This window comes from Litorivita sp. NS0012-18 (assembly GCF_040371945.1).
In the GTDB taxonomy this organism is placed as follows: domain Bacteria; phylum Pseudomonadota; class Alphaproteobacteria; order Rhodobacterales; family Rhodobacteraceae; genus Litorivita.
Genome location: NZ_BAABWS010000001.1, coordinates 1,397,974 through 1,421,040 on the forward strand (window position 1 = coordinate 1,397,974; position 23,067 = coordinate 1,421,040).

Annotated in this window: 24 protein-coding genes; 5 read left to right on the forward strand and 19 right to left on the reverse strand. The window is 61.3% G+C overall.

Annotation, left to right across the window (positions count from 1 at the left end):
• The first annotated feature begins 48 nt into the window (after window positions 1-48).
• Window positions 49-921 (forward strand): 4-hydroxy-tetrahydrodipicolinate synthase, encoded by an 873-nt coding sequence (gene dapA / locus ABWV64_RS06735; RefSeq protein WP_353343489.1) that lies wholly within the window; start codon window positions 49-51, stop codon window positions 919-921.
• Window positions 922-996: 75 nt separating this feature from the next.
• Here the strand turns inward: dapA and ABWV64_RS06740 are convergent, their stop codons facing one another.
• The 7 genes from ABWV64_RS06740 to puuE form a co-directional block, all read right to left on the reverse strand.
• Window positions 997-2,181, reverse strand: coding sequence for an amino acid aminotransferase (locus ABWV64_RS06740; protein WP_353343490.1), 1,185 nt, complete (start codon window positions 2,179-2,181; stop codon window positions 997-999).
• Window positions 2,181-3,038 (reverse strand): 3-mercaptopyruvate sulfurtransferase, encoded by an 858-nt coding sequence (sseA, locus tag ABWV64_RS06745; protein ID WP_353343491.1) that lies wholly within the window; start codon window positions 3,036-3,038, stop codon window positions 2,181-2,183. Before sseA ends, ABWV64_RS06740 begins: the two co-directional genes overlap by 1 nt.
• Window positions 3,039-3,183: 145 nt before the next feature.
• A complete protein-coding gene (smpB, locus tag ABWV64_RS06750) occupies window positions 3,184-3,660 on the reverse strand; it encodes an SsrA-binding protein SmpB (RefSeq protein ID WP_353343492.1) in 477 nt (158 codons plus the stop codon).
• A gap of 246 nt (window positions 3,661-3,906) precedes the next feature.
• A complete protein-coding gene (locus ABWV64_RS06755) occupies window positions 3,907-5,256 on the reverse strand; it encodes a uracil-xanthine permease family protein (protein WP_353343493.1) in 1,350 nt (449 codons plus the stop codon).
• A gap of 51 nt (window positions 5,257-5,307) precedes the next feature.
• Entirely contained in the window at window positions 5,308-5,799 is a 492-nt protein-coding gene (locus tag ABWV64_RS06760; protein ID WP_353343494.1) for an ureidoglycolate lyase, read from the reverse strand.
• Window positions 5,796-6,611, reverse strand: a complete 816-nt coding sequence (locus ABWV64_RS06765; RefSeq protein ID WP_353343495.1) for a bifunctional allantoicase/(S)-ureidoglycine aminohydrolase — start codon at window positions 6,609-6,611, stop codon at window positions 5,796-5,798. The genes ABWV64_RS06760 and ABWV64_RS06765 overlap by 4 nt, the downstream gene beginning before the upstream one ends.
• The gene (gene puuE / locus ABWV64_RS06770; RefSeq protein ID WP_353343496.1) at window positions 6,608-8,020 is read right to left on the reverse strand and encodes an allantoinase PuuE; all 1,413 of its coding nucleotides are present in this window, start codon (window positions 8,018-8,020) and stop codon (window positions 6,608-6,610) included. The genes ABWV64_RS06765 and puuE overlap by 4 nt, the downstream gene beginning before the upstream one ends.
• Before the next feature lie 150 nt (window positions 8,021-8,170).
• Between puuE and uraH the strand changes: the two genes are divergently transcribed.
• Complete coding sequence (uraH, locus tag ABWV64_RS06775) at window positions 8,171-8,530, forward strand: hydroxyisourate hydrolase (RefSeq protein ID WP_353343497.1); 360 nt, start codon at window positions 8,171-8,173, stop codon at window positions 8,528-8,530.
• Between the two features lie 67 nt (window positions 8,531-8,597).
• Here the strand turns inward: uraH and phoB are convergent, their stop codons facing one another.
• From phoB to ABWV64_RS06835, 12 genes are all read right to left on the reverse strand, one after another.
• Window positions 8,598-9,287 carry a phosphate regulon transcriptional regulator PhoB gene (phoB, locus tag ABWV64_RS06780; protein ID WP_353343498.1) on the reverse strand — a complete coding sequence of 230 codons (690 nt, stop codon included), beginning with the start codon at window positions 9,285-9,287 and terminating at the stop codon, window positions 8,598-8,600.
• Between the two features lie 3 nt (window positions 9,288-9,290).
• Window positions 9,291-10,010, reverse strand: coding sequence for a phosphate signaling complex protein PhoU (phoU, locus tag ABWV64_RS06785; protein ID WP_353343499.1), 720 nt, complete (start codon window positions 10,008-10,010; stop codon window positions 9,291-9,293).
• Window positions 10,011-10,015: 5 nt separating this feature from the next.
• Window positions 10,016-10,813, reverse strand: a complete 798-nt coding sequence (gene pstB / locus ABWV64_RS06790; protein WP_353343500.1) for a phosphate ABC transporter ATP-binding protein PstB — start codon at window positions 10,811-10,813, stop codon at window positions 10,016-10,018.
• A gap of 14 nt (window positions 10,814-10,827) precedes the next feature.
• The gene (gene pstA, locus ABWV64_RS06795) at window positions 10,828-12,192 is read right to left on the reverse strand and encodes a phosphate ABC transporter permease PstA (RefSeq protein WP_353343501.1); all 1,365 of its coding nucleotides are present in this window, start codon (window positions 12,190-12,192) and stop codon (window positions 10,828-10,830) included.
• Entirely contained in the window at window positions 12,189-13,427 is a 1,239-nt protein-coding gene (pstC, locus tag ABWV64_RS06800) for a phosphate ABC transporter permease subunit PstC (protein WP_353343502.1), read from the reverse strand. The genes pstA and pstC overlap by 4 nt, the downstream gene beginning before the upstream one ends.
• A gap of 84 nt (window positions 13,428-13,511) precedes the next feature.
• On the reverse strand, window positions 13,512-14,555 hold the full coding sequence (locus tag ABWV64_RS06805; RefSeq protein ID WP_353343503.1) for a substrate-binding domain-containing protein: 1,044 nt from the start codon (window positions 14,553-14,555) through the stop codon (window positions 13,512-13,514).
• Between the two features lie 299 nt (window positions 14,556-14,854).
• A complete protein-coding gene (pheT, locus tag ABWV64_RS06810; RefSeq protein ID WP_353343504.1) occupies window positions 14,855-17,266 on the reverse strand; it encodes a phenylalanine--tRNA ligase subunit beta in 2,412 nt (803 codons plus the stop codon).
• A gap of 84 nt (window positions 17,267-17,350) precedes the next feature.
• A complete protein-coding gene (gene pheS, locus ABWV64_RS06815; RefSeq protein WP_353343505.1) occupies window positions 17,351-18,424 on the reverse strand; it encodes a phenylalanine--tRNA ligase subunit alpha in 1,074 nt (357 codons plus the stop codon).
• A gap of 153 nt (window positions 18,425-18,577) precedes the next feature.
• Entirely contained in the window at window positions 18,578-18,940 is a 363-nt protein-coding gene (gene rplT / locus ABWV64_RS06820) for a 50S ribosomal protein L20 (protein ID WP_353343506.1), read from the reverse strand.
• A 12-nt stretch (window positions 18,941-18,952) separates the two neighbouring features.
• Window positions 18,953-19,153 (reverse strand): 50S ribosomal protein L35, encoded by a 201-nt coding sequence (gene rpmI, locus ABWV64_RS06825; RefSeq protein WP_353343507.1) that lies wholly within the window; start codon window positions 19,151-19,153, stop codon window positions 18,953-18,955.
• Between the two features lie 179 nt (window positions 19,154-19,332).
• On the reverse strand, window positions 19,333-19,662 hold the full coding sequence (locus tag ABWV64_RS06830; RefSeq protein WP_353343508.1) for a phage holin family protein: 330 nt from the start codon (window positions 19,660-19,662) through the stop codon (window positions 19,333-19,335).
• Window positions 19,663-19,672: 10 nt separating this feature from the next.
• Window positions 19,673-19,999, reverse strand: coding sequence for an ElaB/YgaM/YqjD family protein (locus ABWV64_RS06835; RefSeq protein WP_353343509.1), 327 nt, complete (start codon window positions 19,997-19,999; stop codon window positions 19,673-19,675).
• A 217-nt stretch (window positions 20,000-20,216) separates the two neighbouring features.
• Between ABWV64_RS06835 and ABWV64_RS06840 the strand changes: the two genes are divergently transcribed.
• From ABWV64_RS06840 to ABWV64_RS06850, 3 genes are all read left to right on the forward strand, one after another.
• Complete coding sequence (locus tag ABWV64_RS06840; protein ID WP_353343510.1) at window positions 20,217-20,387, forward strand: DUF1328 domain-containing protein; 171 nt, start codon at window positions 20,217-20,219, stop codon at window positions 20,385-20,387.
• A 218-nt stretch (window positions 20,388-20,605) separates the two neighbouring features.
• Window positions 20,606-21,634, forward strand: coding sequence for a LacI family DNA-binding transcriptional regulator (locus ABWV64_RS06845; protein WP_353343511.1), 1,029 nt, complete (start codon window positions 20,606-20,608; stop codon window positions 21,632-21,634).
• Between the two features lie 101 nt (window positions 21,635-21,735).
• Window positions 21,736-23,043, forward strand: coding sequence for an ABC transporter substrate-binding protein (locus ABWV64_RS06850; RefSeq protein WP_353343512.1), 1,308 nt, complete (start codon window positions 21,736-21,738; stop codon window positions 23,041-23,043).
• Window positions 23,044-23,067 lie beyond the last annotated feature (24 nt).

Here is a 23,067-nt window from a genome sequence, read left to right on the forward strand (position 1 = left end):
TATCTCTCACGGGCCTGTCGCCCGTCATTTTGAAAAAAGGAGCGTCACATGTTGAAAGGGTCAATGCCCGCACTGGTCACGCCGTTCAAAAACGGCGAGCTGGATCTGGAGACGCTGAAAAAGCTGGTCGAATGGCACATCGGCGAAGGCACACATGGCCTTGTCCCCGTGGGCACCACCGGCGAGAGCCCGACGCTCACCCACCGCGAACATGAAACCGTGGTCGAGGAGGTCGTGCGCGCCGCCGCTGGCCGCGTGCCCGTCGTCGCAGGCGCAGGCAGCAACAATACGCTCGAATCGATCCGCTTGATCCAACATGCGGAAAAGGTCGGCGCGACGGCGGCTTTGGTCGTCACGCCCTATTACAACAAACCGACGCAGCGCGGTTTGATCGCGCATTTCACAGCCGTGCATGATTGCTGCACCCTGCCGATCGTGATCTACAACATCCCTGGCCGCTCGGTGATCGACATGACCCCCGAAACCATGGGCGAATTGGCCAAACTGCCGCGCATCATCGCGGTCAAGGATGCCACCGGCGATCTGGCGCGCGTGTGCATGCAGCGCATGACCTGCGGCGCGGATTTCATCCAATTGTCGGGCGAAGACCCCACGGCGCACGGGTTCAACGCCCAAGGCGGCACCGGCTGCATTTCGGTCACCGCCAATGTCGCGCCGCGCCTATGCGCCGATCTGCAAAACGCCTGCGCGGCGGGGGACTATGCGAAGGCCTTGGAAATTCAGGATAAATTGATGCCGCTACACAAGGCGATCTTTACCGAGCCAGGTGTTGTGGGGGTCAAATACGCCATGTCGCTTCTGGGGCTGTGCGGCGACGAAGTGCGCTTGCCGCTCACCGGCCTGTCGGACGCGACGAAGGTTTTGGTCAAAGACGCGATGGTGCACGCGGGCCTTTTGTAAGCCGCGACACGATCGACAAAAAAGCCCCGCCAGAGCGATCCGGCGGGGCTTTTTCTTTGGGCGGTGCGGGGCAGATCAGATGCCGACCTCGATGATCGCCTTGGCCAAAATCGGCACCGTATGGGCGTTCAGACCCGCGATATTCATGCGGCTGTCGCCGACCATGTAAATCCCGTGCTCGCTGCGCAGTTTCTCGACCAGTTCGGGCGCCGCGCCAAGGCGCGAGAACATGCCGCGATGCTCGGCCAGAAATCCGAAGCGGTCCGAGCCCGACAGGCGCTGCAATTCGCGGGCCAGATCGGCGCGCAGGCCCAGCATAGAGCCGCGCACCTGCTCCAGCTCCGCCGCCCAATCGGCGCGCAGGGCCTCGTCTTGCAAGATCATCGTCACCACCCGCGCGCCGTGATCGGGCGGGAAGGAATAGTTTTGACGGTTCAGGAACGCCAATGTGCCTTGGGTCACGGCGCGCAATCCGCTGTCTTGGCCGATGGCCATCAAAAGCCCCGTGCGCTCGCGGTAAACGCCGAAATTCTTCGAACAACTCGCGGCGATCAAACATTCGGGCACCGATGAGGCGAGCAAACGCGTCGCCGCCGCATCGGCCTCAAGCCCGTCGCCAAAGCCTTGGTAGGCGATGTCGATCATCGGCACCGCGCCTTTGGCGTTGAGCACATCAATGACCTCTTGCCATTGGGTGAGGTTCAAATTCGCGCCGGTCGGATTGTGGCAACAGCCGTGCAGCAACACCACATCGCCCGCGCGCAGCCCGCCCAGATCGGCGATCATTCCGGCGAAATCCACGCCGCGCGTCTCGGCGTCGAAATAGCGATACGGCACCGCCTCCATCCCCAGATATTTGAGGATGCTCAAATGGTTCGGCCATGTCGGATCCGAGACAAACACCCGCGCATCGGGGTTGGCCATGCGGATCATTTCAAAGGCTTGGCGCACCGCGCCGGTGCCGCCGGGGGTGGCGGCGGCGGCGATATTGGCGCGCCCCACCGCATCGCCCAAGATCAGATCGATCATCGCATCCGAAAACTCCGGCGCGCCGAGCAGGCCGACGTAGGCTTTGCTTTGCTGCTCTTCGACAAGGCGGCGCTCGGCGGCTTTGACGGCGCGCATCACCGGCGTATTGCCCGAAGCATCCTTGTAGACGCCGACGCCAAGGTCGATCTTGGTCTCGCGCGGATCGTCCTTATACATCTGCATCAGGGCGAGGATTTTATCCGCCGGTTGTTCTTTGAGGTTGGAAAACATCACGCTTCTCCCGTGGCGACGGGGAGGGTGGGGAACATCCCCCATTCGGCCCATGACCCGTCATATACTGCGTAGTCGGATTTGCCCAAACGCTCCAGCGCGAGACAGATCACCGCCGCCGTCACGCCCGATCCGCAACTGGCGATCACCGGTTTATCCATATCGACGCCCGCGCCCTCAAAGGCCAGCTTCAACCCCGCAGGCCCTTTCAAAGTGCCCGCCGAGGACAAAAGATCGGCAAAGGGCAGGCTTTTTGCGCCCGGAATATGGCCGCGGCGCAGCCCCGCGCGCGGCTCGTCCACCTCGCCGCGAAACCGCTCGGCAGAGCGCGCATCGATGATCTCGTAATCGCCCAGCTTGGAGGCCGCAGAGACCTGCGTGACGTCTTTGACCAGATGGTTTTGCCGCCGCACCGTCATATGGCGGTCGCGCACGATCGGGGCCATGTCTTCGGTCGCGCGGCCCTCGGCCACCCATTTGGGCAATCCCCCGTCCAGAACCGCAACATCGTTTTGGCCCATCAGCTTGAACAGCCACCACACGCGCGGCGCAGAGAAAATGCCTTGGCTGTCATAGACCACGACCTGATGCCCGTCGCCCACGCCCATGGACCGCATCCGCGACATGAATTTTTCGACCGGCGGCACCATATGCGGCAGGTCCGAACGCAGATCGCTGATCTCGTCGATGTCAAAAAACCGCGCCCCCGGAATATGGGCCTGCGCATATTCGGCGCGCGCGTCGCGCTCGACACCGGGCAGGAAATAGCTGGCGTCCAGCACCCTGATATCGGGGTCTTTGAGATGCTGTGCCAGCCAGTCGGTCGAGACCAGCACCTGTGGATCATCGCTTGCCATCTGTCGGGCTCCCATGATCAATCTTTGAGGTTTCGCAAAAGTCCCGCCCTTGCTACGCGGCTTGGGCCGCTCGCGCAAGCGGGGGGCGCGCCCGAAACGGCGGCGATTGTATGGAAAATGGTCGCAGATCGCAGGTGCGGCGCGCCTATTCGCCGTGGCGCAGCAAACGCGCCTTCTGGCGGCCCCAATCGCGCTTGGCCTCGGTGTCGCGTTTGTCGTGGTTCTTCTTGCCTTTGGCGATGCCGATTTTCAGCTTCACCATGCCGCGGTGGTTGAAATACATCACCAATGGCACCAGCGTCATGCCCTTGCGGTTGGTCGCCGCCCAAAGCCGCGCCAATTCCTTGCGCGAGACCAAGAGTTTGCGGCGGCGGCGCTCTTCGTGTTTGAACTGTTTGGCCTGTTTATAGGGCGCGATATAGCCGTTCACGAGCCACAATTCGCCGTCGTCCACGGAGGCGTAGCTTTCGGCGATATTCGATCCGCCCTCGCGCAGCGATTTGACCTCGGACCCTTCAAGCATGATGCCGCATTCGAGGTCGTCCTCGATCGCATAGTCATAGCGCGCGCGCCGGTTTTCGGCGATCACTTTGTAATTGGGGTCTGTCTTTGGTTTGGCCATGGGGCTGCTGTCTATCTGCCCTTGAGGGCGCTGTCTATATGGCTTGCATATGTAGGCGCGCAGACCGCAAAACCCAAGAGCCCGTTGTGCCAAAGCGTCGCTTTGGCAGCGCCCGAACCGCCCCCACGGGGCGCGCGCGTATCGCGCGGGTGAGGCCGTAGCAAAAAACGCCCTCCCGCCGGATCGGGCGGGAGGGCGCTATCACGCCCGCCCTGTGTCGGGCGCTGCCAATCTTGGATCAGCCGATCAATCGAGGTCTTGCGGCAAAACCAGATTGAGGACGATCGACAAAGCCGCCGCAGGCAGCAAGCCCGAGGTGAGCAGGATTTGCACCGTCTTGGAGGTGTGCTGAAGCGCCTCGGGCACCAGTTGCAAGCCAAAGCCCACCGACAAGGAGATCGCAAAGATCACCATATTGCGGCGGTTCCAGTTCACATCCGATAGCATGTTGATGCCCGCTGCGGCCACCATGCCGAACATGACGATCACGCCGCCGCCCAGCACATTGATCGGCACCGTCGCAACAATCGCGCCGAATTTCGGGATCAACCCGCAGACAATCAAGAACAGCGCCCCGATGGTCACCACATTGCGGCTCATCACGCCGGTCATCGAAATCAGCCCGACGTTCTGGCTGAACGAGGTGTTGGGCAGACCGCCGAACACACCGGCGACGGCCGATCCCAAACCATCGGCAAAGGTCGCGCCTTGGATTTCCTTGTCGGTCGCTTCGCGCCCTGCGCCGCCTTTGGTCACGCCCGACACATCACCCACGGTTTCAATCGCCGAAATCACCGCCATGAAACACATGCCCACGATGGTCGCCACGTTGAATTCAATGCCCCATTTGAACGGCATGGGCGGTGCGAACATCGCCGCGCGGCCAACATTGGCAAAGCTCACCTGCCCCATCAGATAGGCGACGACATAGCCCGCGATCAGTCCCAAAAGCACCGAAGCCACGGACCAAAGCCCTTTGGTGAAAAAGCTGAAAAACAAAGAGACGACAATCACGACCAAGGCCGGCAGCCACATCGCCAGCGTGCCGAACTCCGGCTTGCCGATCTTTGGCACACCGCCCGCCGCATATTGAATGCCGACCTTGAGCAGCGCCAGCCCGATCATCAAAACGATCAACCCCGTCACCAAGGGCGGCAGCGCAAAGCGGATGCGCCCGATCACCGTGCCGAGCAGGAAATGGAAGATCCCGCCGATCACAATGCCGGTCATCAACCCCGACAGCCCTGCGGCCCCCTGCCCTGCCACGGCTGGAATCATCACCGGCAAAAAGGCAAAGCTCGTGCCTTGCACAATCGGCAAACGCGCGCCCACCGGCCCCATGCCGATGGTCTGGAACAAGGTGGCGATGCCGGCAAAAAGCATCGACATCTGGATCATATAGATCAGGTTCGGAAACTCCGGCGAATTCGATCCGAACCCGAAGCCCGCCGCGCCCGCGACGATGATCGCGGGGGTGACGTTGCTGGCAAACATGGCCAGGACGTGTTGAATGCCCAAGGGCACCGCTTGCGCCATTGGCGGCGTATAATTGGGATCGCGCAGCTGTTCTGGCGTCCCGAGGCTTGCGTTACTCATTGATGTTCTCCGATCTGTCCTTCCGGTTGGATTGCCCGCTCTTTTCGGCGGTTAGTCTCCCCTCTCGATCAGAACCGGCTGATCAAGGGGGTATTCTTCGAGGTTCGCGCCCGCGCCGATCCGGTCGATCACGGCAAACAGACCTGGCGCATGCAGGGGCGTCAAAACCCCGTGCCATGTGCTGCGCAGCAAATTGATGCCTTGGCCCGCAGCGGCGATAAAGGCGCGCGGCGCGGCGGGTTTGCCGCCCGCATCAGCGGCGACAATCACCAACCACTCGGTCATGCTCATCGGCACAAAGGCCTGACTGCCCTGAGGATGGCGCTCCATCAAATCGAGCCGGTAGGGCAAGGCACGCGGCGCGGCCTTGAATATGCTGATCCCCGCGCGCCCATCGGCAAAATCCAATCGCGCACGGTCGTGGTATCGACCGCAATGGCCTTGGTTGATGATCTTGTCGGGATCGCCCGCAGCCTCCAGCACATCACCGAAGGGCGCGAAAGCCTGAACCGTCAGCGGCTCGGTGGCGATCCGCGCGCTCAAAGCGTCAGCCCCACATGACGGTTCACGTCCTTATAGAGCAGATAGCGGAACGGCTCCTCGCCCGTGGCGATACAGGCCTGCGGGCAAAAGGCGCGCAGCCACATGAAATCGCCCGCACCCACCTCGACCCAATCCGTGTTGAGCAAATAGCGCGCCGTGCCTTGCAACACATAAAGCCCGTGTTCCATCACATGGGTCTCGGCAAAGGGGATCCGCCCGCCTGGCAGGAAGTTCACGATATTGACGTGGAAATCATGGCGCATGTCCAGCGGATCGAAAAACCGCTGCGTCGACCATTTGCCATCGCAATCGGGCATATTCGACGCGGTCACGTCGCGTTCATGCGCGACAAAGGCTTCGGGCGGCAACATATCGGCGATGCGGTTGTAGCGTTTGCGGATCCAGTGCACCCCTGCGGACGCATCCGACACATTCCACAAGGACCACACGGCGGCAGGCGGCAGATAGACGAAATGCCCTGCCTCCAGATCATAGGTGTCGCGGCCCAAGGTCAGACGCACCGCGCCATGGGCAACGAACAAGGCGCCCTGCGCCTCCAGTTCGGGTTCGGGCGTGTGGCTGCCGCCCCCCGGCGCGATCTCGAGCGCATATTGCGCAAAGGTTTCGGCAAAACCCGTCAACGGGCGGGCCAAAATCCACGCGCGGGTCTGCACCCATCCAGGCAGGAACGAGGTCACGATATCGCGCATCGTTTCGGCGGGCAGCAGGGCGTAGGCCTCGGTAAAGATCGCCCGGCCATCGGGGTCTTGGTCCTGCGACGGGTGGCCGCCCATGGGGAAGGCATAACTCAAAACAGATCCTCTAGACGCAGCCGTGCAATGCGTTCGACTTGGCGGCAGGCCTCCGCAAATTCGCTGTCGCGGTCATGGCCGATGCGGCGCTCGAAGGCCGCCAGAATGCCGGATTTATCATGGTCGCGCACGGCGATGATAAAGGGAAACCCGTGTTTTTCCACATAGGCGGTGTTCATTTGCGTGAACTGTGCGCGCTCGGCGTCGGTCAGCGCATCCAATCCCGCGCCCGCCTGCTCGGCGGTGCTTTGCGCGGTCAGACGCTTGGCCGCTGCGAGCTTTCCGGCCAGATCGGGATGCGCCTTAAGCACGCCCAAACGCTCCGCCTCCGAGGCGCTGCGGAAAATGCGCGCAAGCGCATTATGCACCCCCGCCGCGCAATCATGAGCGGGGCCAAGCTCCAGCCCATGCGCGCGCTCGGCGATCCACGCGCTATGCTCGAATACGCCGCCATAGGCCTCGACAAAACGCGCTTGGCTCATCCGGCTGGGCCGCTCGATCCGTTTGGGCGGATGCGTCTTGGCCCAATGCTCGGCCACATCAATCCGGCGCGGGCACCACACGCCCTCAAACCCTTGGATATAGTCGATGAATTTTTTCAGACCCGCCAGTTTTCCGGGCCGTCCGATCAACCGGCAATGCAGGCCGACCGACATCATCTTGGCCGCCCCCGCCCCGCCTTCGGCATAGAGCACGTCAAACGCATCCTTGAGATAGGTGAAAAACTGCTCTCCGGTGATATAGCCCGGAGCCGTGGCAAAGCGCATATCATTGGCCTCGAGCGTATAGGGGATGATCAATTGATCACGCCCCTGCACGTCGATCCAATAGGGCAGATCGTCGTCATAAGTGTCGGAGATATAATCAAACCCGCCCTCTTCGGCGACAAGGCGGACGGTGTTTTCGCTGCACCGGCCTGTGTACCATCCGCGCGGGCGCGTGCCCGTCACTTCGCTGTGCAGCCGCACCGCCTCGGCAATCGCGGCGCGCTCCTCGGCCTCGGGCATGTCTTTGTGCTCGACCCATTTGAGGCCATGACTTGCGATCTCCCAACCCGCCTGCTGCATGGCCTCGACCTGCGCCGGACTGCGCGCCAAGGCGGTGGCCACGCCGTAGATCGTCACCGGAATATTCGCGCCGGTGAACAGACGGTGCAGCCGCCAGAACCCCGCCCGCGCGCCATATTCATAGATCGATTCCATGTTCCAATGGCGTTGCCCCGCCCATGGCGCGGCCCCCGCGATATCGGACAAAAACGCCTCTGACGCGCCATCGCCGTGCAGGATGCAATTCTCGCCGCCCTCTTCGTAATTGAGCACGAATTGCACCGCCACGCGCGCCCCGTCCGGCCACGCCGCATCGGGCGCATCGGCCCCATAGCCCAGCATATCGCGCTCATATCGCTGCATCTTGTCGTCCCCTTTGCCAAATTTCTAAGCGATCCGGCCCCTATGCATTATCAATTTTTTCAAGAAACACTTTCAGGGGTGCTTTGCCAGACAGGATGCGCGTATCAATCAGGCAAGCATATGCAAAGCTGCACGTCAAAGGAGCATCTCATGGCTGACGGCTATCTGACCACCCATGTTCTCGACACGGCCAAAGGCTGCCCCGCCGCCGGATTGCGCATTGATCTTTACCGCATCAACGGCGAGACGCGCAGCCATCTGGCCACCATGGTGACCAATGACGACGGGCGCACCGATGCGCCGATCCTGCCCAAAGAGGATTTTGCCGTGGGCGTTTATGAATTGGTCTTTGCGGCGGGCGATTACCTTGACGCGTCGGGCACGCCCCCCGAAGCGCCGCGGTTTTTAGACGTGGTGCCGATCCGTTTCGGGATTTCCGACCCCGCCGCCCACTACCATGTGCCGCTGCTCGTGTCGCCCTTTGGCTATTCGACCTATCGCGGCAGCTAACCCCGCAGCCAAAGCTCTGGCGCGGCGCGGCCGATCGGTCCTGCGCCGCCTTTGCGCGGCTGCCCGCTTAGCCCAATGCGTATCCCGCGCCGCGCACCGTGCGCAGCGGATCATCGCCGCCATGCGTGCAAAGCGCCTTGCGCAAGCGGCCGATATGCACGTCCACGGTCCGCGTATCCACATAGATATCGCGCCCCCAAACCCGATCAAGCAATTGCTCGCGGCTCCACACCCGCCCCGGTTTCTCCATAAAGGTCGAGAGCAGCCGGAATTCGGTCGGGCCAAGCTTGAGCGGCTGCTCGTCGCGGGTGACCTTATGGGTCTCGGCGTCGAGGATAATATCGTCAAAGCTGAGCTTTTGCCCCACCGCTGCCGGACGGGTGCGGCGCAATTGCGTGCGCACGCGGGCCATCAATTCGACCACCGAATAGGGTTTGACCACATAGTCATCCGCGCCGGTTTCAAGCCCGCGCACGCGGTCGGCCTCTTCGGAGCGGGCCGAGAGCATGATGATCGGCACATTGCGCGTCGCAGCGCGGGTTTTGAGACGGCGGCAAATCTCGATCCCCGACACGCCTGGCAACATCCAATCCAGCACAATGAGGTCCGGCACCACCTCATCCACCAAAACCAAAGCCTCGTCGCCCGTCTCGGCGCGGCTCACCAAAAAGCCTTCGGCCTCAAGGTTATACGCCAAAATCTCGCGCTGCGCCGGTTCGTCCTCGACCAATAGAACACGCAGTTGATCGGCAGCCATGGCTTAGTCCTCCACCTCAATCGCCTCAGTCGAGGTCACATCGGCCTTGGTGCGCGCCTCTTCGGGCATTTCGCCAGTGACCAGATAGATCACCTGCTCGGCAATCGTCGTGGCATGATCGCCCATGCGTTCGATGTTTTTGGCAATGAAATGCAGATGCATACAGGCGGTGATATTGCGCGGATCTTCCATCATATAGGTGAGGAATTCACGAAACAGCGCATTATACATCTGATCGACTTCGCGGTCGCGCAGGCGCACCTCTTCGGCCATCGCCACGTCGCGGTGGATATAGGCATCCAGCGCCATCTTGAGCATCTGCTCGACCTCGCGCGCCATGCGGCGGATCGACTTGGAGGCGCCGCCCACGGGCTGCATCTGCACCAGAACGCCGGTGCGTTTGGCGAGGTTCTTGGCGTAATCGCCGCAGCGTTCGAGGCTGGAGGCGATCTTCATCACCGTCAACACCGTGCGCAGATCGCGCGCTTGCGGCGCGCGCAGCGCGATCACCCGCGCGGCCTCTTCATTGACCTGCTCTTCGATCCGGTCGATGACTTTATCAGCGGCGCGGACCTTATCGGCCAATTCATTGTCGCGCTCTTCGAGCGACTTGGCCGCATCGCCGATATTGGCTTCGACCAAACCGCCCATTTTCATGATCAAGGCTTGGATCGCCTCCAGATCGCGGTCAAAGGCGCTGGCGATATGCTGTTCGGTTACCATGCGATTTATCCAATCCGTCCAGTGATATAGCTTTCGGTGCGGGGGTCTTCGGGGTTGGTAAAAATCTGCCCCGTCTCGCCAAATTCGACCAAATTCCCAAGGTGGAAAAACGCCGTTTTCTGGCTGACCCGCGCGGCCTGCTGCATCGAGTGGGTGACGATCACCACGCTATATTGCGCGCGCAATTCGTCGATCAATTCCTCGACCTGCGCCGTGGCAATCGGGTCAAGCGCCGAGCAAGGCTCGTCCATCAGCAAAACCTCCGGCTCGGTGGCCACGGCGCGCGCGATGCACAGGCGCTGTTGCTGACCGCCGGACAATCCGGTGCCCGGTTTGTCGAGACGGTCCTTGACCTCGTCCCAGATCGCCCCGCGGCGCAGGCTCTTTTCCACGATCACATCAAGGTCGGCCTTGGTCTTGGCCATGCCGTGGATGCGCGGGCCGTAAGCGATGTTGTCATAGATCGATTTGGGGAAAGGATTGGGCTTTTGAAAGACCATCCCGACCTTGGCGCGCAATTGCACCGGATCGACCTTGGGGTCATAGATGTCCTCGCCGTCCAGACGGATATCGCCCTCGACGCGGCAGATATCAATCGTATCGTTCATCCGGTTCAGGCAGCGCAAAAACGTGGATTTGCCGCAGCCCGAAGGGCCGATAAAGGCGGTGACGGTTTTATCCTCGATGTCCACATCGACGTCTTTGATCGCATGGGTATCGGCATAATAGACCTGACACCCACGGGCCGCGATCTTGATCTCTTTCACGTCCACGGCTCTCTCCATAATTCGCATATCATTCATGTCAGATGCTCACCCTACCAACGGCGCTCGAAGCGGCGGCGCAGCAACACGGCCACGACATTCATCGCCACAAGAAACACCAGCAACACAATAATCGCCCCCGAGGCCCGTTCGACAAAAGCCGGATCGGCGCGCTGTGTCCAATTGAAAACCTGCACCGGAAGCGCGGTCGACGGCTCGCCGAACAACCCGTTTTCGGGGCTCCAAGCGGCGGGGTATTCGCGCACAAAGGCCACCATCCCGATGAGCAGCAAAGGCGCGGTCTCGCCCAAGGCTTGCGCCAGACCGATGATCGTGCCGGTCAAGATACCAGGCGCGGCGAGGGGCAACACATGGTGGAATACCGATTGCATTTTCGACGCGCCAAGACCCAAAGCCGCATCGCGGATCGACGGCGGCACGGCCTTCAACGCCGCGCGGGTGGCGATGATGATCGTCGGCAAGGTCATCAGCGTCAAAACCAATCCGCCGACAATCGGCGCAGAGGCGCGCATGCCCGCAAAGTTGATGAAAATCGCAAGGCCGAGGATGCCGAACACAATCGACGGCACGGCGGCGAGGTTCGAGATATTCACCTCGATGATATCGGTCCAACGGTTCTTGGGCGCGAATTCTTCAAGGTAGATCGACGCCGCCACCCCGATCACCGGCGCCAGCACCAGAACCGTCAACATCATATAAAGCGAGCCAAGGATCGCCACGCCTAGCCCCGCCGCTTCGGGGCGCTGGTCCGAGGCATCGGGCGCGGTCAAAAATGCCCAGTTGAATTTGGTGCGCAGATAGCCGCGCTCCTTGAGCGCATCGGCCAGCATCAATTGCTCGGGCGAGACATTGCCGTCAAGCTCGGCGCTGTCCATCGTCACGCGGCCCTTGTAGAACCCGTCGATCCGCCCGTTGACCAAAAGCGTGAACTCCTGCGTCGTGCCGATCAGATCGGGATCGGCCAGAACCGCATTGCGTACCGTGGCGGCGGCCTCTTTAGAGATGATCTGCGCCGCGTCCTTATCGCTCAGCCCCTCGATCTCGATGCCCTCGGTGGCGATGAAAGCCGCCAGCGAGGTTTTGAGAACCCCCGCATAGCCGATGGTCGTGACCTTCTTGAGGTTGTCGAGATCGCGCCCGCCCTTTTTGTCGAGCTTGGCCTCCGACAATTCGACCGGCATGGTCAGATAGGTCTGCGAAAACGCGCCCGATCCGGCGCTGAAGATCGAGATCAACAGCATCACCAAGGCCAGAACCCCGATGCCGATGGCCCCCATTCCATAGGCGCGAAACCGTGCCTCGGCGGCATTGCGCCGCTTGGTGCGCGCATCCGGCTCCAGCAGCGTCTTGCGCTTGGGCGGCACGGGCATCGCGCCCGAATTTGTCGCGTCGCTCATTCGTATTGCTCCCGATATTTGCGCACGATGTAGAGCGCGAGCACATTGAGGCCGAGGGTAAAGACAAACAGCGTCAGCCCCAAAGCAAAGGCCACCAAGGTTTCGGGCGCGGCAAAATCCGTATCGCCCGTAAGCTGGCTGACGATTTTCACGGTCACGGTGGTCATCGCCTCAAAGGGGTTGATGACCTCGCCAATGCCGGATCTGAACTGCGCCGCCGCCGCCCCCGCGCCCAAGACGACGATCATCGTCTCGCCAATCGCGCGGCTCGCCGCCAACAAGATCGCGCCAACAATCCCCGGAAGGGCGGCAGGCACGACCACCTGTTTGATGGTTTCCGATTTCGTCGCGCCAAGGCCCAGAGAGCCGTCGCGCATCGCCTGCGGCACCGCGTTGATAATATCATCCGAAAGCGACGAGACGAAGGGAATGAGCATGATCCCCATCACCAGACCCGCCGTCATCACCGACGATCCGCTGTCGCCCAATCCCATCGGCTGGGCAAAATAATCGCGCAGCATCGGCCCCACGGTGATCAGCGCGAAAAGACCGTAAACAATGGTCGGGATACCGGCCAGAACCTCGATCAACGGCTTGGCGATAGAGCGGGTTTTCGGCCCCGCATATTCCGACAGATAGACCGCCGCAAACAGCCCGATCGGCACCGCCACCAGCAGCGCGATAAAGCTGATGTAGAGCGTGCCCCACAAGAGCGGCAAAATTCCCAGCGCGCTATCGCCGCGAAAATCCGGTGCCCATGTCACGCCGAAAAAGAACTCGGTCCACGCGTATTGCGAGAAGAAATTGCCGGTCTCCAGCAACATCGACATCACGATCCCGACGGTGGTGAAAATCGCAACAGAGGCGGCAAAGATCAGCAAAACCATGATCCAGCGCTCTGCCGCATTGCGGGCGCGATACTCGGCGGTGATCTTGGAGAGGGCAAACACAACGCCCGCCACGCAAAGCGCCAAAATCGCCCAAGCCATCACCCGATCCGCCCCGACCGGCAGGGCCAGCGCATCGGATTTTTCGGCGATCTTGCGCAGCACCATATAGGCCATGAAAACCAATGCCGCAGGCACAAACCCCGTCAGCGCCGTGTTGAGCCCGTGATAGACCGCGCGCGAATGGCGCGTGCGGCTGTCCCCTGTCGCGGCAACGCGCAAGCGGCCAACAAAATACCCCGCGACGCAAATCGCGAGGACACAGAGGAAGGAAAGAGCCAAGGACATAAGGGACCTGCTTTAGCTTTGTATTGTGGGGCGGCGGCCCCGTTCTGTCGGGCCGCCGCCGGTTTTGTCTAAGCCGCGTTTGGCTTACATGTTGTTGCCGCCTGCGACGGCTGCTTGGGTCTGCTCCAGCTCGGGGTCGGAGACGAGGCCGTATTCGGCGAGCGGGCCGTCGGGGCCAGCCATATCGTCAGAGACGAAGAACTCTGCATATTCCTGCAGGCCGGGGATCACGCCGATATGCGCGCTCTTGACGTAGAAGTAGAGCGGGCGCGACACCGGATAGTCACCGCTTGCGATGCTTTCGGTCGACGGCACGACGCCCGACATGGTCGCCACTTGCAGCTTGTCGGTGTTGTTCTCGTAGAAGGCCAGACCGAAGACGCCGATGCCGTCCTTGTTGCTTTCGATACGCGCGAGGGTTTCGGTGTAATCGCCGTCAATGTCGGTCGACGCGCCATCGGTGCGCAGCGAGATACAGGCTTTCTCGGCGGCTTTTTTCTTGGCTTTCTCGTCATCGCCCTCGGCGGCGGCGAGGAAGGTTTCAAAGGCGCCGGTCTCTTCGCAGCCTGCGAGGATCACCTTGTCTTCAAAGACTTCGCGCGTGCCGTGCTTGGTGCCCGGAACGAAGGCTTGAATGTTTTGCGCGGGGAAATTCGCATTCACATCGGCCCAAGTCTTGTTGGGGTTGGCGACGATCTGGCCGTCCACGACGATTTTGTCGGAGAGCGCAAGGAACCAATCGGAGGGCGTGAATTCAAAGCCGTTGCCGTTGATGTCGGAGGCAAAGACGATGCCATCATAACCGATGCGCACTTCCATAATGTCGGTCACGCCGTTTTCGGCGCAGGCGGCGATCTCTTTGTCTTTGATCTTGCGCGAGGCGTTTGCCACGTCGATGGTGCCTTCGCCCACGCCTTCACAGAACTTTTTGAGACCGGCGGAGGAGCCGCCCGATTCCACGACCGGTGTCGGGAAGTCGAAGTTTTCGCCAAAGGCTTCGGCGACGATCGACGCATAGGGCAGAACGGTCGAGGAACCGGCAATCTGGACTTGGTCGCGCGCCGAGGCGGCAGTGGCACAAACGGCGGCGATGGCCATTGCGGAGGCGGACAATTTGATAAGGGACATAATAGCTCCTTTAGGGTTACATCTCGCGGCCAACATTCTCGCGGCCTTGGGGGCTGCCTAAATCGTCGGTGTGTCGCTTATGTAATGCTTTTGTAACAGCTTTATGAAACCTGACCAATAACAAGTAAGCACCTGACAACAAAAGATTTTAACTCTAGCGAGATGCAAAAATCCCTGCGAAATCCGCACAATTACTCCGCCTTTTGTAACAAGGATTCGCTAGCCTGAGCCGCGGCCAAAAGCGCCAAAGGCCGCCCCTCAAAAAAGGGCGGCCTTTGTTTACAGGGGCTTGGCCGAAATCAGCCGCGCAGCACGCCGCCGGTGGCCTTGGTGACCTTCTCGACGATCTTGGCGCTGACCGCTTCGATATCGGCTTCCTTGAGCGTCTTCTCGGCGGGTTGCAACCGCACGGTCACGGCGATGGATTTCTTGCCCGCGCCCATTTGCGCCTCTGCGGTCGCGCCGGTGAATTCATCAAAGACATGCACGTTTTCGATCAACACCTTGTCGGCGCCTGCGGCGGCGTTGGCCAAAGTCAAAGCCTCGACATCCGCATCCACGACAAAGGCAAAGTCCCGCTCCACCGCTTGCAGATCGCGGATCGCCAAAGCAGGGCGCGTCGCGGCCTTTTTCTTCGGCAAGGGCACTTCTGCGGGATAGATGGTGAAACCGACCACCGGCCCTTTGATATCCATCTGCGCCAGAATTTTGGGATGGATTTCGCCGAACACGCCGAGCACTTTTTTCGGCCCAAGGCAGATTTTGCCATGCCGCCCCGGATGCCACCAGCCTTCAGCGCCGCGCAGGATTTGCACCTTGGCGGGGGCGCCGATGGCGGACAGGACCGCTTCGGCATCGGCCTTGGCATCATAAAGATCGACGCTGCGCATTTCGCCATGCACATCGCGCGGACCGGTGCGGCCGACCAGAATGCCGCTGATCTGCAACTGCTGCTCGTCCGGCTCGCCGCCGCTAAAGGCAGGGCCGACCTCGAAAAGCGCCAGATCATTGAACCCGCGCGACTGGTTGCGTGCCGCCGCTTGCAGCAGACCCGCCAGAAGCGAAGGGCGCATATGGCTCATCTCGCTCGAAATCGGGTTCTCCAGCATCGTCGCATCCGACCCGCCGCCGAACAATGCGGCACTGGCCTGATCGATGAAGCTGTAGGTCACGCATTCGTTGTAGCCCAAAGAGGCCGCCATGCGCCGCGCCGCGCTTTCGCGGATCTGCGCGGGGCTCAGGATCGGGGCGGGAATCCCGTCGTCCAGCCGCGCCAAAGGCCGCCCTTCGAGTTTGGTCAAAGAGGCCACACGCGCCACTTCTTCCACCAGATCGGCAGAGCCGAGCACGTCAGGGCGCCACGAGGGCACATGCGCCATATCGCCGTCGATCACAAAGCCCAAAGCGGTCAATGTGCGGCGTTGCTCGTCGGCGGAAATCTCCATGCCGACAAGGCTTTGCACGCGGTCGGTGTCGAGCTTGTAAGCCCGCGCCACATCCGGCACCTCGCCCGCGACAACCACTTCGGAAGCCTCGCCGCCGCACAGATCAAGGATCATTTGCGCAGCATCTTCAATGGCTTGCATGTTATAATCCGGATCAATCCCGCGCTCGTTGCGATAGCGCGCGTCCGAATTGATCTTGAGCGCGCGGCCGGTTTTGGCGATCTGGATCGGGTCCCAAACGGCGGCCTCCAAAAACACATTGACCGTCTCTTCGGTGCAGCCCGTCTCCAGCCCGCCCATGATGCCCGCGATGCTCTCGACGCCCTTATCGTCGGAAATCACCACCATGCCCTCGGCGAGCGCGTAGTCCTTATCGTCGAGCGCGGTCATCACCTCGCCGCCCTGCGCGCGGTGCACGCGCAAATCGCCCGTCACCTTATCGGCGTCAAAAACGTGCAGCGGGCGGTTGCGGTCATAGGTGAAGAAATTGGTGATATCGACCAAGGCCGAAATCGGGCGCAACCCGATGGCGCGCAAACGGCTTTGCAGCCATTCGGGCGAGGGGCCGTTTTTCACGCCGCGAATGAGCCGTCCGGCAAAAACCGCGCAGCCGTCCTCGCGGGTGTCCGCATCGATCGTCACCTTGAGCGGCGAGGCAAATGCGCCCGCCACCTTGGCCGCTTTGACCGGTTTCATCACGCCCAGCCCGCGCGCCGACAGATCAAGCGCAATGCCGCGCACGCCCAGCGCATCGGGACGGTTCGGCGTGATGGCAATGTCGATCACCGGATCGACCTTGGCCGGATCATGTTCGGCCAGCCAGTCGGTAAAGGTCTGCCCGACCTCGCCCGAGGGCAATTCGATGATGCCGTCATGCTCGTCCGACAATTCCAATTCGCGCTCGGAGGCCATCATGCCGTGGCTCTCGACGCCGCGAATATTGCCCACCGAAAGCGTCACATCGATCCCCGGCACATAGTCGCCCGGTTTGCAGAGCACCACGGTAATGCCCTCTCGCGCATTGGGCGCGCCGCAAACGATCTGCTTTTCGCCCTCGTCGGTTTGCACCTTACACACGCGCAGCTTGTCCGCATCGGGGTGTTTTTCGGCATGGGTGACCTTGGCGAGGGTAAAACCGGCCAGCTTGGCAGCAGGGTCGATCACCTCTTCGACCTCAAGCCCGAGGTCGGTGAGCGCATAAAGGATCTCGTCCAGCGTCGCGGTGGTATCCAGATGCTCTTTGAGCCAAGAGAGAGTGAATTTCATTTTGCGGTCTCCTTATGGAGGGAAATCTTGGGGGTGGGCCGTTGATCCGTCGGGGCGGCGGCAGATGCGCCGCGCCGCGTTTTGCTAGCGGCTCAAACCCCCGTGCAATGTCGGTTGGTTCAAACACGAGAACCCGTAGTGGCGCAGCCAGCGCAAGTCGCTGTCAAAGAAGGCGCGCAGATCGGGGATGCCGTATTTGAGCATCGCCAGACGGTCGATCCCCATGCCAAAGGCAAAGCCCTGCCACGCCTCGGGATCAACGCCTGCCGCTTGCAAGACCTTGGGATGCACCATGCCCGAGCCGAGCACCTCCATCCATCCGTCGCCCTCGCCGATGCGCAATTGCCCATCGACCCACGAACATTGGATATCCACCTCTGCCGAGGGTTCGGTGAAGGGGAAATGCGAGGCGCGAAAACGGGTTTTGATGCCGTCGATCTCGAAGAAGGCGGCAAAGAATTCCTCCAGAACCCATTTGAGGTTCGCCATCGAGATATCCTTGCCGATGGCGAGGCCTTCGACTTGGTGGAACATCGGCGTATGGGTCTGGTCGTAATCCGAACGATACACCCGCCCCGGAGCGATCACGCGGATCGGCGCGCCGCTTTTCTCCATCGCGCGGATTTGCACCGGCGAGGTATGGGTGCGCAACACATGCGGCGGGCGGTTGTCGCCCTCGGCGCGGTGCATATAGAAGGTGTCGAACTCTTGGCGCGCGGGGTGGTGCGTCGGCATGTTGAGCGCGTCGAAATTGTAGAAATCCGTCTCGATCTGCGGCCCTTCGGCCACGGCGAACCCGAGATTGGCGAAAATCGCGCTGATCTCTTCGGTGACTTGGCTGACGGGGTGGACCGTGCCTTGCGGACGGGCGCGCGACGGCAAGGTCACGTCGAGCCATTCGGTGGCCAGCCGCGCATCAAGCGCCGCATCGGCCAGCGCGGTTTTCTTGGCGGCCAAGGCCGAATTGATCTCGTCCTTGAGCGCGTTCAATTTCGGCCCTGCGATCTGGCGCTCTTCGGGGGTCATTTTGCCCAGCTCGCGCATCTTGAGCGCGACCTCGCCCTTTTTGCCAACAGCGGCAAGGCGGATATCTTCGAGCGCCGCCTCGTCAGAGGCCGCCGCGATGGCCGCGATATACTTGTCTCTCAGATCGTCCATCCGATCCTCCTGTTCGTCCTTGATCCCCATCTGCGCGATGACGGGCGGGGTTTGGGCTGTTGCTACCCAGCGTGGCACACAAACGCAAGAAGCCGCGGCCCATTATAGGCCCGCGGCTTCTCAAATCTCTGATCCCTCAGTGAAAGGGATGGGTTACGCGAGCGCCGCCTTGGCTTGATCAACGATCGCGCCAAATGCTTCGGGCTCGTGCACGGCCAGATCGGCCAGAACCTTACGGTCCACTTCAATACCGGCCAAGGACAGTCCGTTGATGAAGCGCGAATAGGTCAGCGCTTCGTCGTGGCTGCGCACGGCGGCGTTGATCCGCTGGATCCACAGCGCGCGGAAGCTGCGCTTGCGGGCCTTGCGGTCGCGTGTGGCGTATTGGTTGGCCTTGTCCACGGCCTGCGTGGCGACGCGGAAGGTGTTCTTACGGCGACCGTAATACCCTTTTGCGGCTTTGATGATCTTTTTGTGACGCGCGTGCGTGACGGTTCCGCCTTTGGTACGAGACATATCAAACCCTCCTTAGCGCGCGTATGGCATCATCGACTTGATGATTTTCTCATCAGGAGCCGACAGCGTGGTGGTTCCGCGCGCATTGCGCAGGAATTTGTTGGTGCGTTTGATCATGCCGTGGCTTTTGCCTGCCTGTCCGGCTTTCACACGACCGCTGGCCGTTGTTTTGAACCGCTTTTTGCAGCTCGACTTGGTCTTCATTTTGGGCATTTCCGTCTCCTCGTTTGGGTCGGTGTCAAACGCGACTCGGCATGCCACTTCGGGCCGGTCGCGCGATGGAAGCGCTTCCTTAGGCGCAAACGAGAAGGCTGGCAAGGGAAAATACCGCCCCCGCCCCCTTAAATTTCAGGGGCAAAGGCAAGGCGCGGGTCAAAACGCAGGCCCGCGCCCTAGCGCCGTGCGCGGCGCATGGCGGCGGCGGCCTCGATGCCAAAGGCAAAGGCCTGCGCCAGATCGGGGCCTTTGGCGGCGGGCGCGGCGGGGGCGGGCGCGATGTCTTCGGGTTTGGAGGCCGCGATGGCAAAGAGGATCGCCGCCAGCCCGAAATAGACCAAAGCGATGATCAAGGCCGCGCCCTGCGGGGCGTAATGGACCTGCAAGAACAGCCAAGCGGCCACGGTCAAAAACCCCGCTCCGACGCAAAGCGCCATGAGCGCCACAAAGGACAACGCGGCCTTGCGCGCTGTCCTTGTGGCTTTGTGCTTGAGATCGCTGAGCATCGACGCACGCTTATTTGCGGGCCAAGAACAGACCAGCGACAAAGCCCAGCCCCGCCGCAAGGCCCACCGACATGGCGGGTTTTTCTTGCACAAAGCTCTCGGCCTGTTTGCCAAGCTCGGCGCCCTGCGCGCGCAATTGCGCGATTTGCGCCTCGCCGCTCTCGCGGGCCGATGCCGCGCGGGCCTTTGCGCCCTCTTTCAAATGCGCGCCTTGGGTCTTGCCATATTCGGCCAAAGTGCCGGTCAAAGCAGCCAGATCGGACTTGAGCGCCTCCACCTGCGCGGCCAGATCCTCGGTGGTGGTTTCGGTAACTTTCAACTTGGTCGCAGCGGCCATGATATATCTCCTGATCTATGTGAGGGCCCGCCTCATAAGCTGTGACAGCAGCGGGCCGCGATTACCCAAACAACGCCGCGCCGCGCCAAAAGGTTCCAACGCAGCGGCAAAAAATTCCCAATAAAATATGGGAACCGCCGCCGCCCGCCTCGCGTTGATCCCCCAGTTGAACCCCTCAAGCGCAGTCGCTGCGCCCCATAACCAAAGGATTGAAACCATGCTGTATTGGGCTGTTGTTTTCTTCGTCGTCGCCATCATCGCCGGTGTGTTCGGCTTTGGCGGCATTGCCAGCGCCTCGGCGGGCATCGCGCAATTGCTTTTCGTGATTTTCCTCGCGCTCTTTGTCGTCGCCATGGTGGTGCGCGCTCTCAAGGGCCGCACGCCTTGATCCCTGCGCCGCGCCGGCGCCAGAGCCGGCGACCGGATGCCATATCACTGCTTTAGCCCCCGCCCTCATCTTGGCGGGGGCTTTTTTGTCGCGGCGCCGCAGGGGTCAATCGGCCCCGCGCGCCTTGACCTCGCGGCGCAATCCTTCCTAAGGTAAGTTAATTATTTTCGCGCGATAAATTAAATTTGACCATCGCGTAAGTTAGGGCGGGGTGGGCGATGAGCGAGCGCAAGATCAGGAATATGGAAGAATTCGCCGCCAAAAGCGGCGTCTCGCGCCCCACGGTTTCGAAATATTTCAACGATCCCTCCAGCGTGCGCAAATCCACCCGCGAGCGGATCGAAGCGGCGCTGGAGCGCTATGACTTCCGGCCCAACCTCTATGCGGTCAACCAGAACCGCCGCCTGACCAAAAACATCGGCATCGTCGTGCCCAATGTGGCCGACCCGTTCTTTTCCGAAATGGCCCGCAATATCGAGGGGCTGCTCATCGACGCAGGCTATTCCCCCTCGACCTTCAGCTCCCACGGCAGCCGCGACCATGAGATCGAGATCCTCGAAACCCTGCGCGCGATCCGGCCTGCGGGGGTGTTGATGGCGCCCTTGGGCCGCGCTTCGGACCGCGCCAAGATCGAAGGGTTTTGCAAGGATGTGCCGACGGTCCTCTTTGACAGCAACATCGAGGGCGTCGGCGCGGCCTTTATCGGCTCGGACCCGTTCCAATCGGTGCCCTTGATGGTCGAATACCTGTGCCGCAGCGGCGAGCCGCCGTGCTTTTTCGAAATGCCCCCCGTCAACCCCAATGCCAACAAACGCCGCGAGGCCTATCTTTGGGCGATGCAAGATCTAGGCCATGCGCCCCATGTGGTGCGCGTCGAGGGCAGCGGTTGGGATTTCGAGGACATCGGTTATCGCGAGGGGCTGCGGGTGATCAAAGAGGGCGGCCTGCCCAGCCGCACGGTTTTGTGCAGCAACGACCGTCTGGCCATCGGCCTTCTGGCGGCGGCCTATGAAAGCGGGATTCGCGTCGGCATCACCGAAGATTGCTCGATGCGCATCGCGGGCCATGACGACCACCCGTTCGCGCGGTTTACCTGCCCGTCGCTGACCACCGTGGCGCAAGATTACAAATCCATCTCCAAAGGCAGCGTCGAGACGATTCTCAACCTCGTCGATGGCGGCACGGTACGCGATTCGGAGCGCGAAGTTCTGTTCGAAGGGCGGCTGGTGATGCGCGCATCCGCTTGAAACCTTGCTCAATTTTACGCGCGTAAAAAAAGAATTGACGCCGCGTATCGGTTCTCACTAAGCTGATCCACAGCATTCGATGCACTTAGGGAGGACAAAGGATGACTATCAGGACGCCGCTCACATGGGTGAGCGCGGCGGCTGTATTCGCAGCCACTTTCGCGCAAGCCGAAACCACACTCACCATCGCCACCGTGAACAACGGGGACATGATCCGCATGCAGGGTCTGACCGATGATTTCACCGCGAAACACCCCGACATCAAAGTCGAATGGGTCACGCTCGAAGAGAACGTGCTGCGCCAACGGGTCACACAAGACATCGCCGCAAAGGGCGGCCAGTTCGACGTGATGACCATCGGCACCTATGAGGTTCCGATCTGGGGCGCGCAAAACTGGTTGGTCTCGCTCAACGATCTGCCCGCCGAATGGGACGCCGATGACATCCTGCCCGCGATCCGCGGCGGTTTGACCGTGGACGGCGAGCTTTACGCCGCGCCCTTCTATGGCGAAAGCTCGATGGTTATGTATCGCAAGGACCTGATGGAGGCCGCTGGCCTGCAAATGCCCGACGCGCCCACATGGGCCGACATTGAAAAAGCCGCCGCCGCCATGACCGACAAGGCCAATGACGTTTACGGCATCTGCCTGCGCGGCAAGGCCGGTTGGGGCGAGAACATGGCCTTTCTCTCCGCCATGTCGAACTCCTTCGGCGCGCGCTGGTTTGACGAAAACTGGACCGCGCAATTCGACCAGCCCGAGTGGAAAACCACCCTCGACACCTATATGAACCTGATGACCAACTATGGCCCTCCCGGTGCCTCGACCAACGGGTTCAACGAAAACCTGTCGCTGTTCCAACAGGGCAAATGCGGCATGTGGATCGACGCCACCGTTGCGGCGTCCTTCGTGACCAACCCCAAAGACAGCACCGTCGCCGATAAGGTCGGCTTTGCTCTGGCCGCCGATGCAGGTCTGGGCAAGCGCGGCAACTGGCTGTGGGCATGGTCCTTGGCCATTCCGGCCGGTTCGGACGCCACCGATGAAGCGAAAAAATTCGTCGCTTGGGCCACCAGCAAGGAATACACCGCCTTGGTCGCGGCCAATGAAGGCTGGGCCAACGTGCCTCCGGGAACGCGGACCTCGCTCTACGAGAACCCCGAATACGCCAAACTGCCCTTCGCGCAGATGACGCTCGATTCGATCAACTCGGCAGACCCGAACGCACCCACGGTCAAACCCGTGCCCTATACCGGTGTGCAATTCGTCGCGATCCCCGAATTTGCCGGTATTGCCACGCAGGTGGGCCAAGAGTTCTCGGCCGCTTTGGCCGGACAACAAACCGTGGATGAAGCCCTCGCCAAGGCGCAGGCTTTGACCACAGACGAGATGGAAGCCGCAGGCTACTGATCGCGTCGATCTCGGGGGGCGGAT

Bases quoted from the DNA above. Each gene is read 5' to 3' on its own strand.
- dapA (WP_353343489.1), top strand. From the start codon at position 49: ATGTTGAAAGGGTCAATGCCCGCACTGGTCACGCCGTTCAAAAACGGC.
- ABWV64_RS06740 (WP_353343490.1), bottom strand. From the start codon at position 2,181: ATGTTTTCCAACCTCAAAGAACAACCGGCGGATAAAATCCTCGCCCTG.
- sseA (WP_353343491.1), bottom strand. From the start codon at position 3,038: ATGGCAAGCGATGATCCACAGGTGCTGGTCTCGACCGACTGGCTGGCA.
- smpB (WP_353343492.1), bottom strand. From the start codon at position 3,660: ATGGCCAAACCAAAGACAGACCCCAATTACAAAGTGATCGCCGAAAAC.
- ABWV64_RS06755 (WP_353343493.1), bottom strand. From the start codon at position 5,256: ATGAGTAACGCAAGCCTCGGGACGCCAGAACAGCTGCGCGATCCCAAT.
- puuE (WP_353343496.1), bottom strand. From the start codon at position 8,020: ATGCAGCGATATGAGCGCGATATGCTGGGCTATGGGGCCGATGCGCCC.
- uraH (WP_353343497.1), top strand. From the start codon at position 8,171: ATGGCTGACGGCTATCTGACCACCCATGTTCTCGACACGGCCAAAGGC.
- phoB (WP_353343498.1), bottom strand. From the start codon at position 9,287: ATGGCTGCCGATCAACTGCGTGTTCTATTGGTCGAGGACGAACCGGCG.
- phoU (WP_353343499.1), bottom strand. From the start codon at position 10,010: ATGGTAACCGAACAGCATATCGCCAGCGCCTTTGACCGCGATCTGGAG.
- pstB (WP_353343500.1), bottom strand. From the start codon at position 10,813: ATGAATGATATGCGAATTATGGAGAGAGCCGTGGACGTGAAAGAGATC.
- pstA (WP_353343501.1), bottom strand. From the start codon at position 12,192: ATGAGCGACGCGACAAATTCGGGCGCGATGCCCGTGCCGCCCAAGCGC.
- pstC (WP_353343502.1), bottom strand. From the start codon at position 13,427: ATGTCCTTGGCTCTTTCCTTCCTCTGTGTCCTCGCGATTTGCGTCGCG.
- ABWV64_RS06805 (WP_353343503.1), bottom strand. From the start codon at position 14,555: ATGTCCCTTATCAAATTGTCCGCCTCCGCAATGGCCATCGCCGCCGTT.
- pheT (WP_353343504.1), bottom strand. From the start codon at position 17,266: ATGAAATTCACTCTCTCTTGGCTCAAAGAGCATCTGGATACCACCGCG.
- pheS (WP_353343505.1), bottom strand. From the start codon at position 18,424: ATGGACGATCTGAGAGACAAGTATATCGCGGCCATCGCGGCGGCCTCT.
- rplT (WP_353343506.1), bottom strand. From the start codon at position 18,940: ATGTCTCGTACCAAAGGCGGAACCGTCACGCACGCGCGTCACAAAAAG.
- rpmI (WP_353343507.1), bottom strand. From the start codon at position 19,153: ATGCCCAAAATGAAGACCAAGTCGAGCTGCAAAAAGCGGTTCAAAACA.
- ABWV64_RS06830 (WP_353343508.1), bottom strand. From the start codon at position 19,662: ATGCTCAGCGATCTCAAGCACAAAGCCACAAGGACAGCGCGCAAGGCC.
- ABWV64_RS06835 (WP_353343509.1), bottom strand. From the start codon at position 19,999: ATGGCCGCTGCGACCAAGTTGAAAGTTACCGAAACCACCACCGAGGAT.
- ABWV64_RS06840 (WP_353343510.1), top strand. From the start codon at position 20,217: ATGCTGTATTGGGCTGTTGTTTTCTTCGTCGTCGCCATCATCGCCGGT.
- ABWV64_RS06845 (WP_353343511.1), top strand. From the start codon at position 20,606: ATGAGCGAGCGCAAGATCAGGAATATGGAAGAATTCGCCGCCAAAAGC.
- ABWV64_RS06850 (WP_353343512.1), top strand. From the start codon at position 21,736: ATGACTATCAGGACGCCGCTCACATGGGTGAGCGCGGCGGCTGTATTC.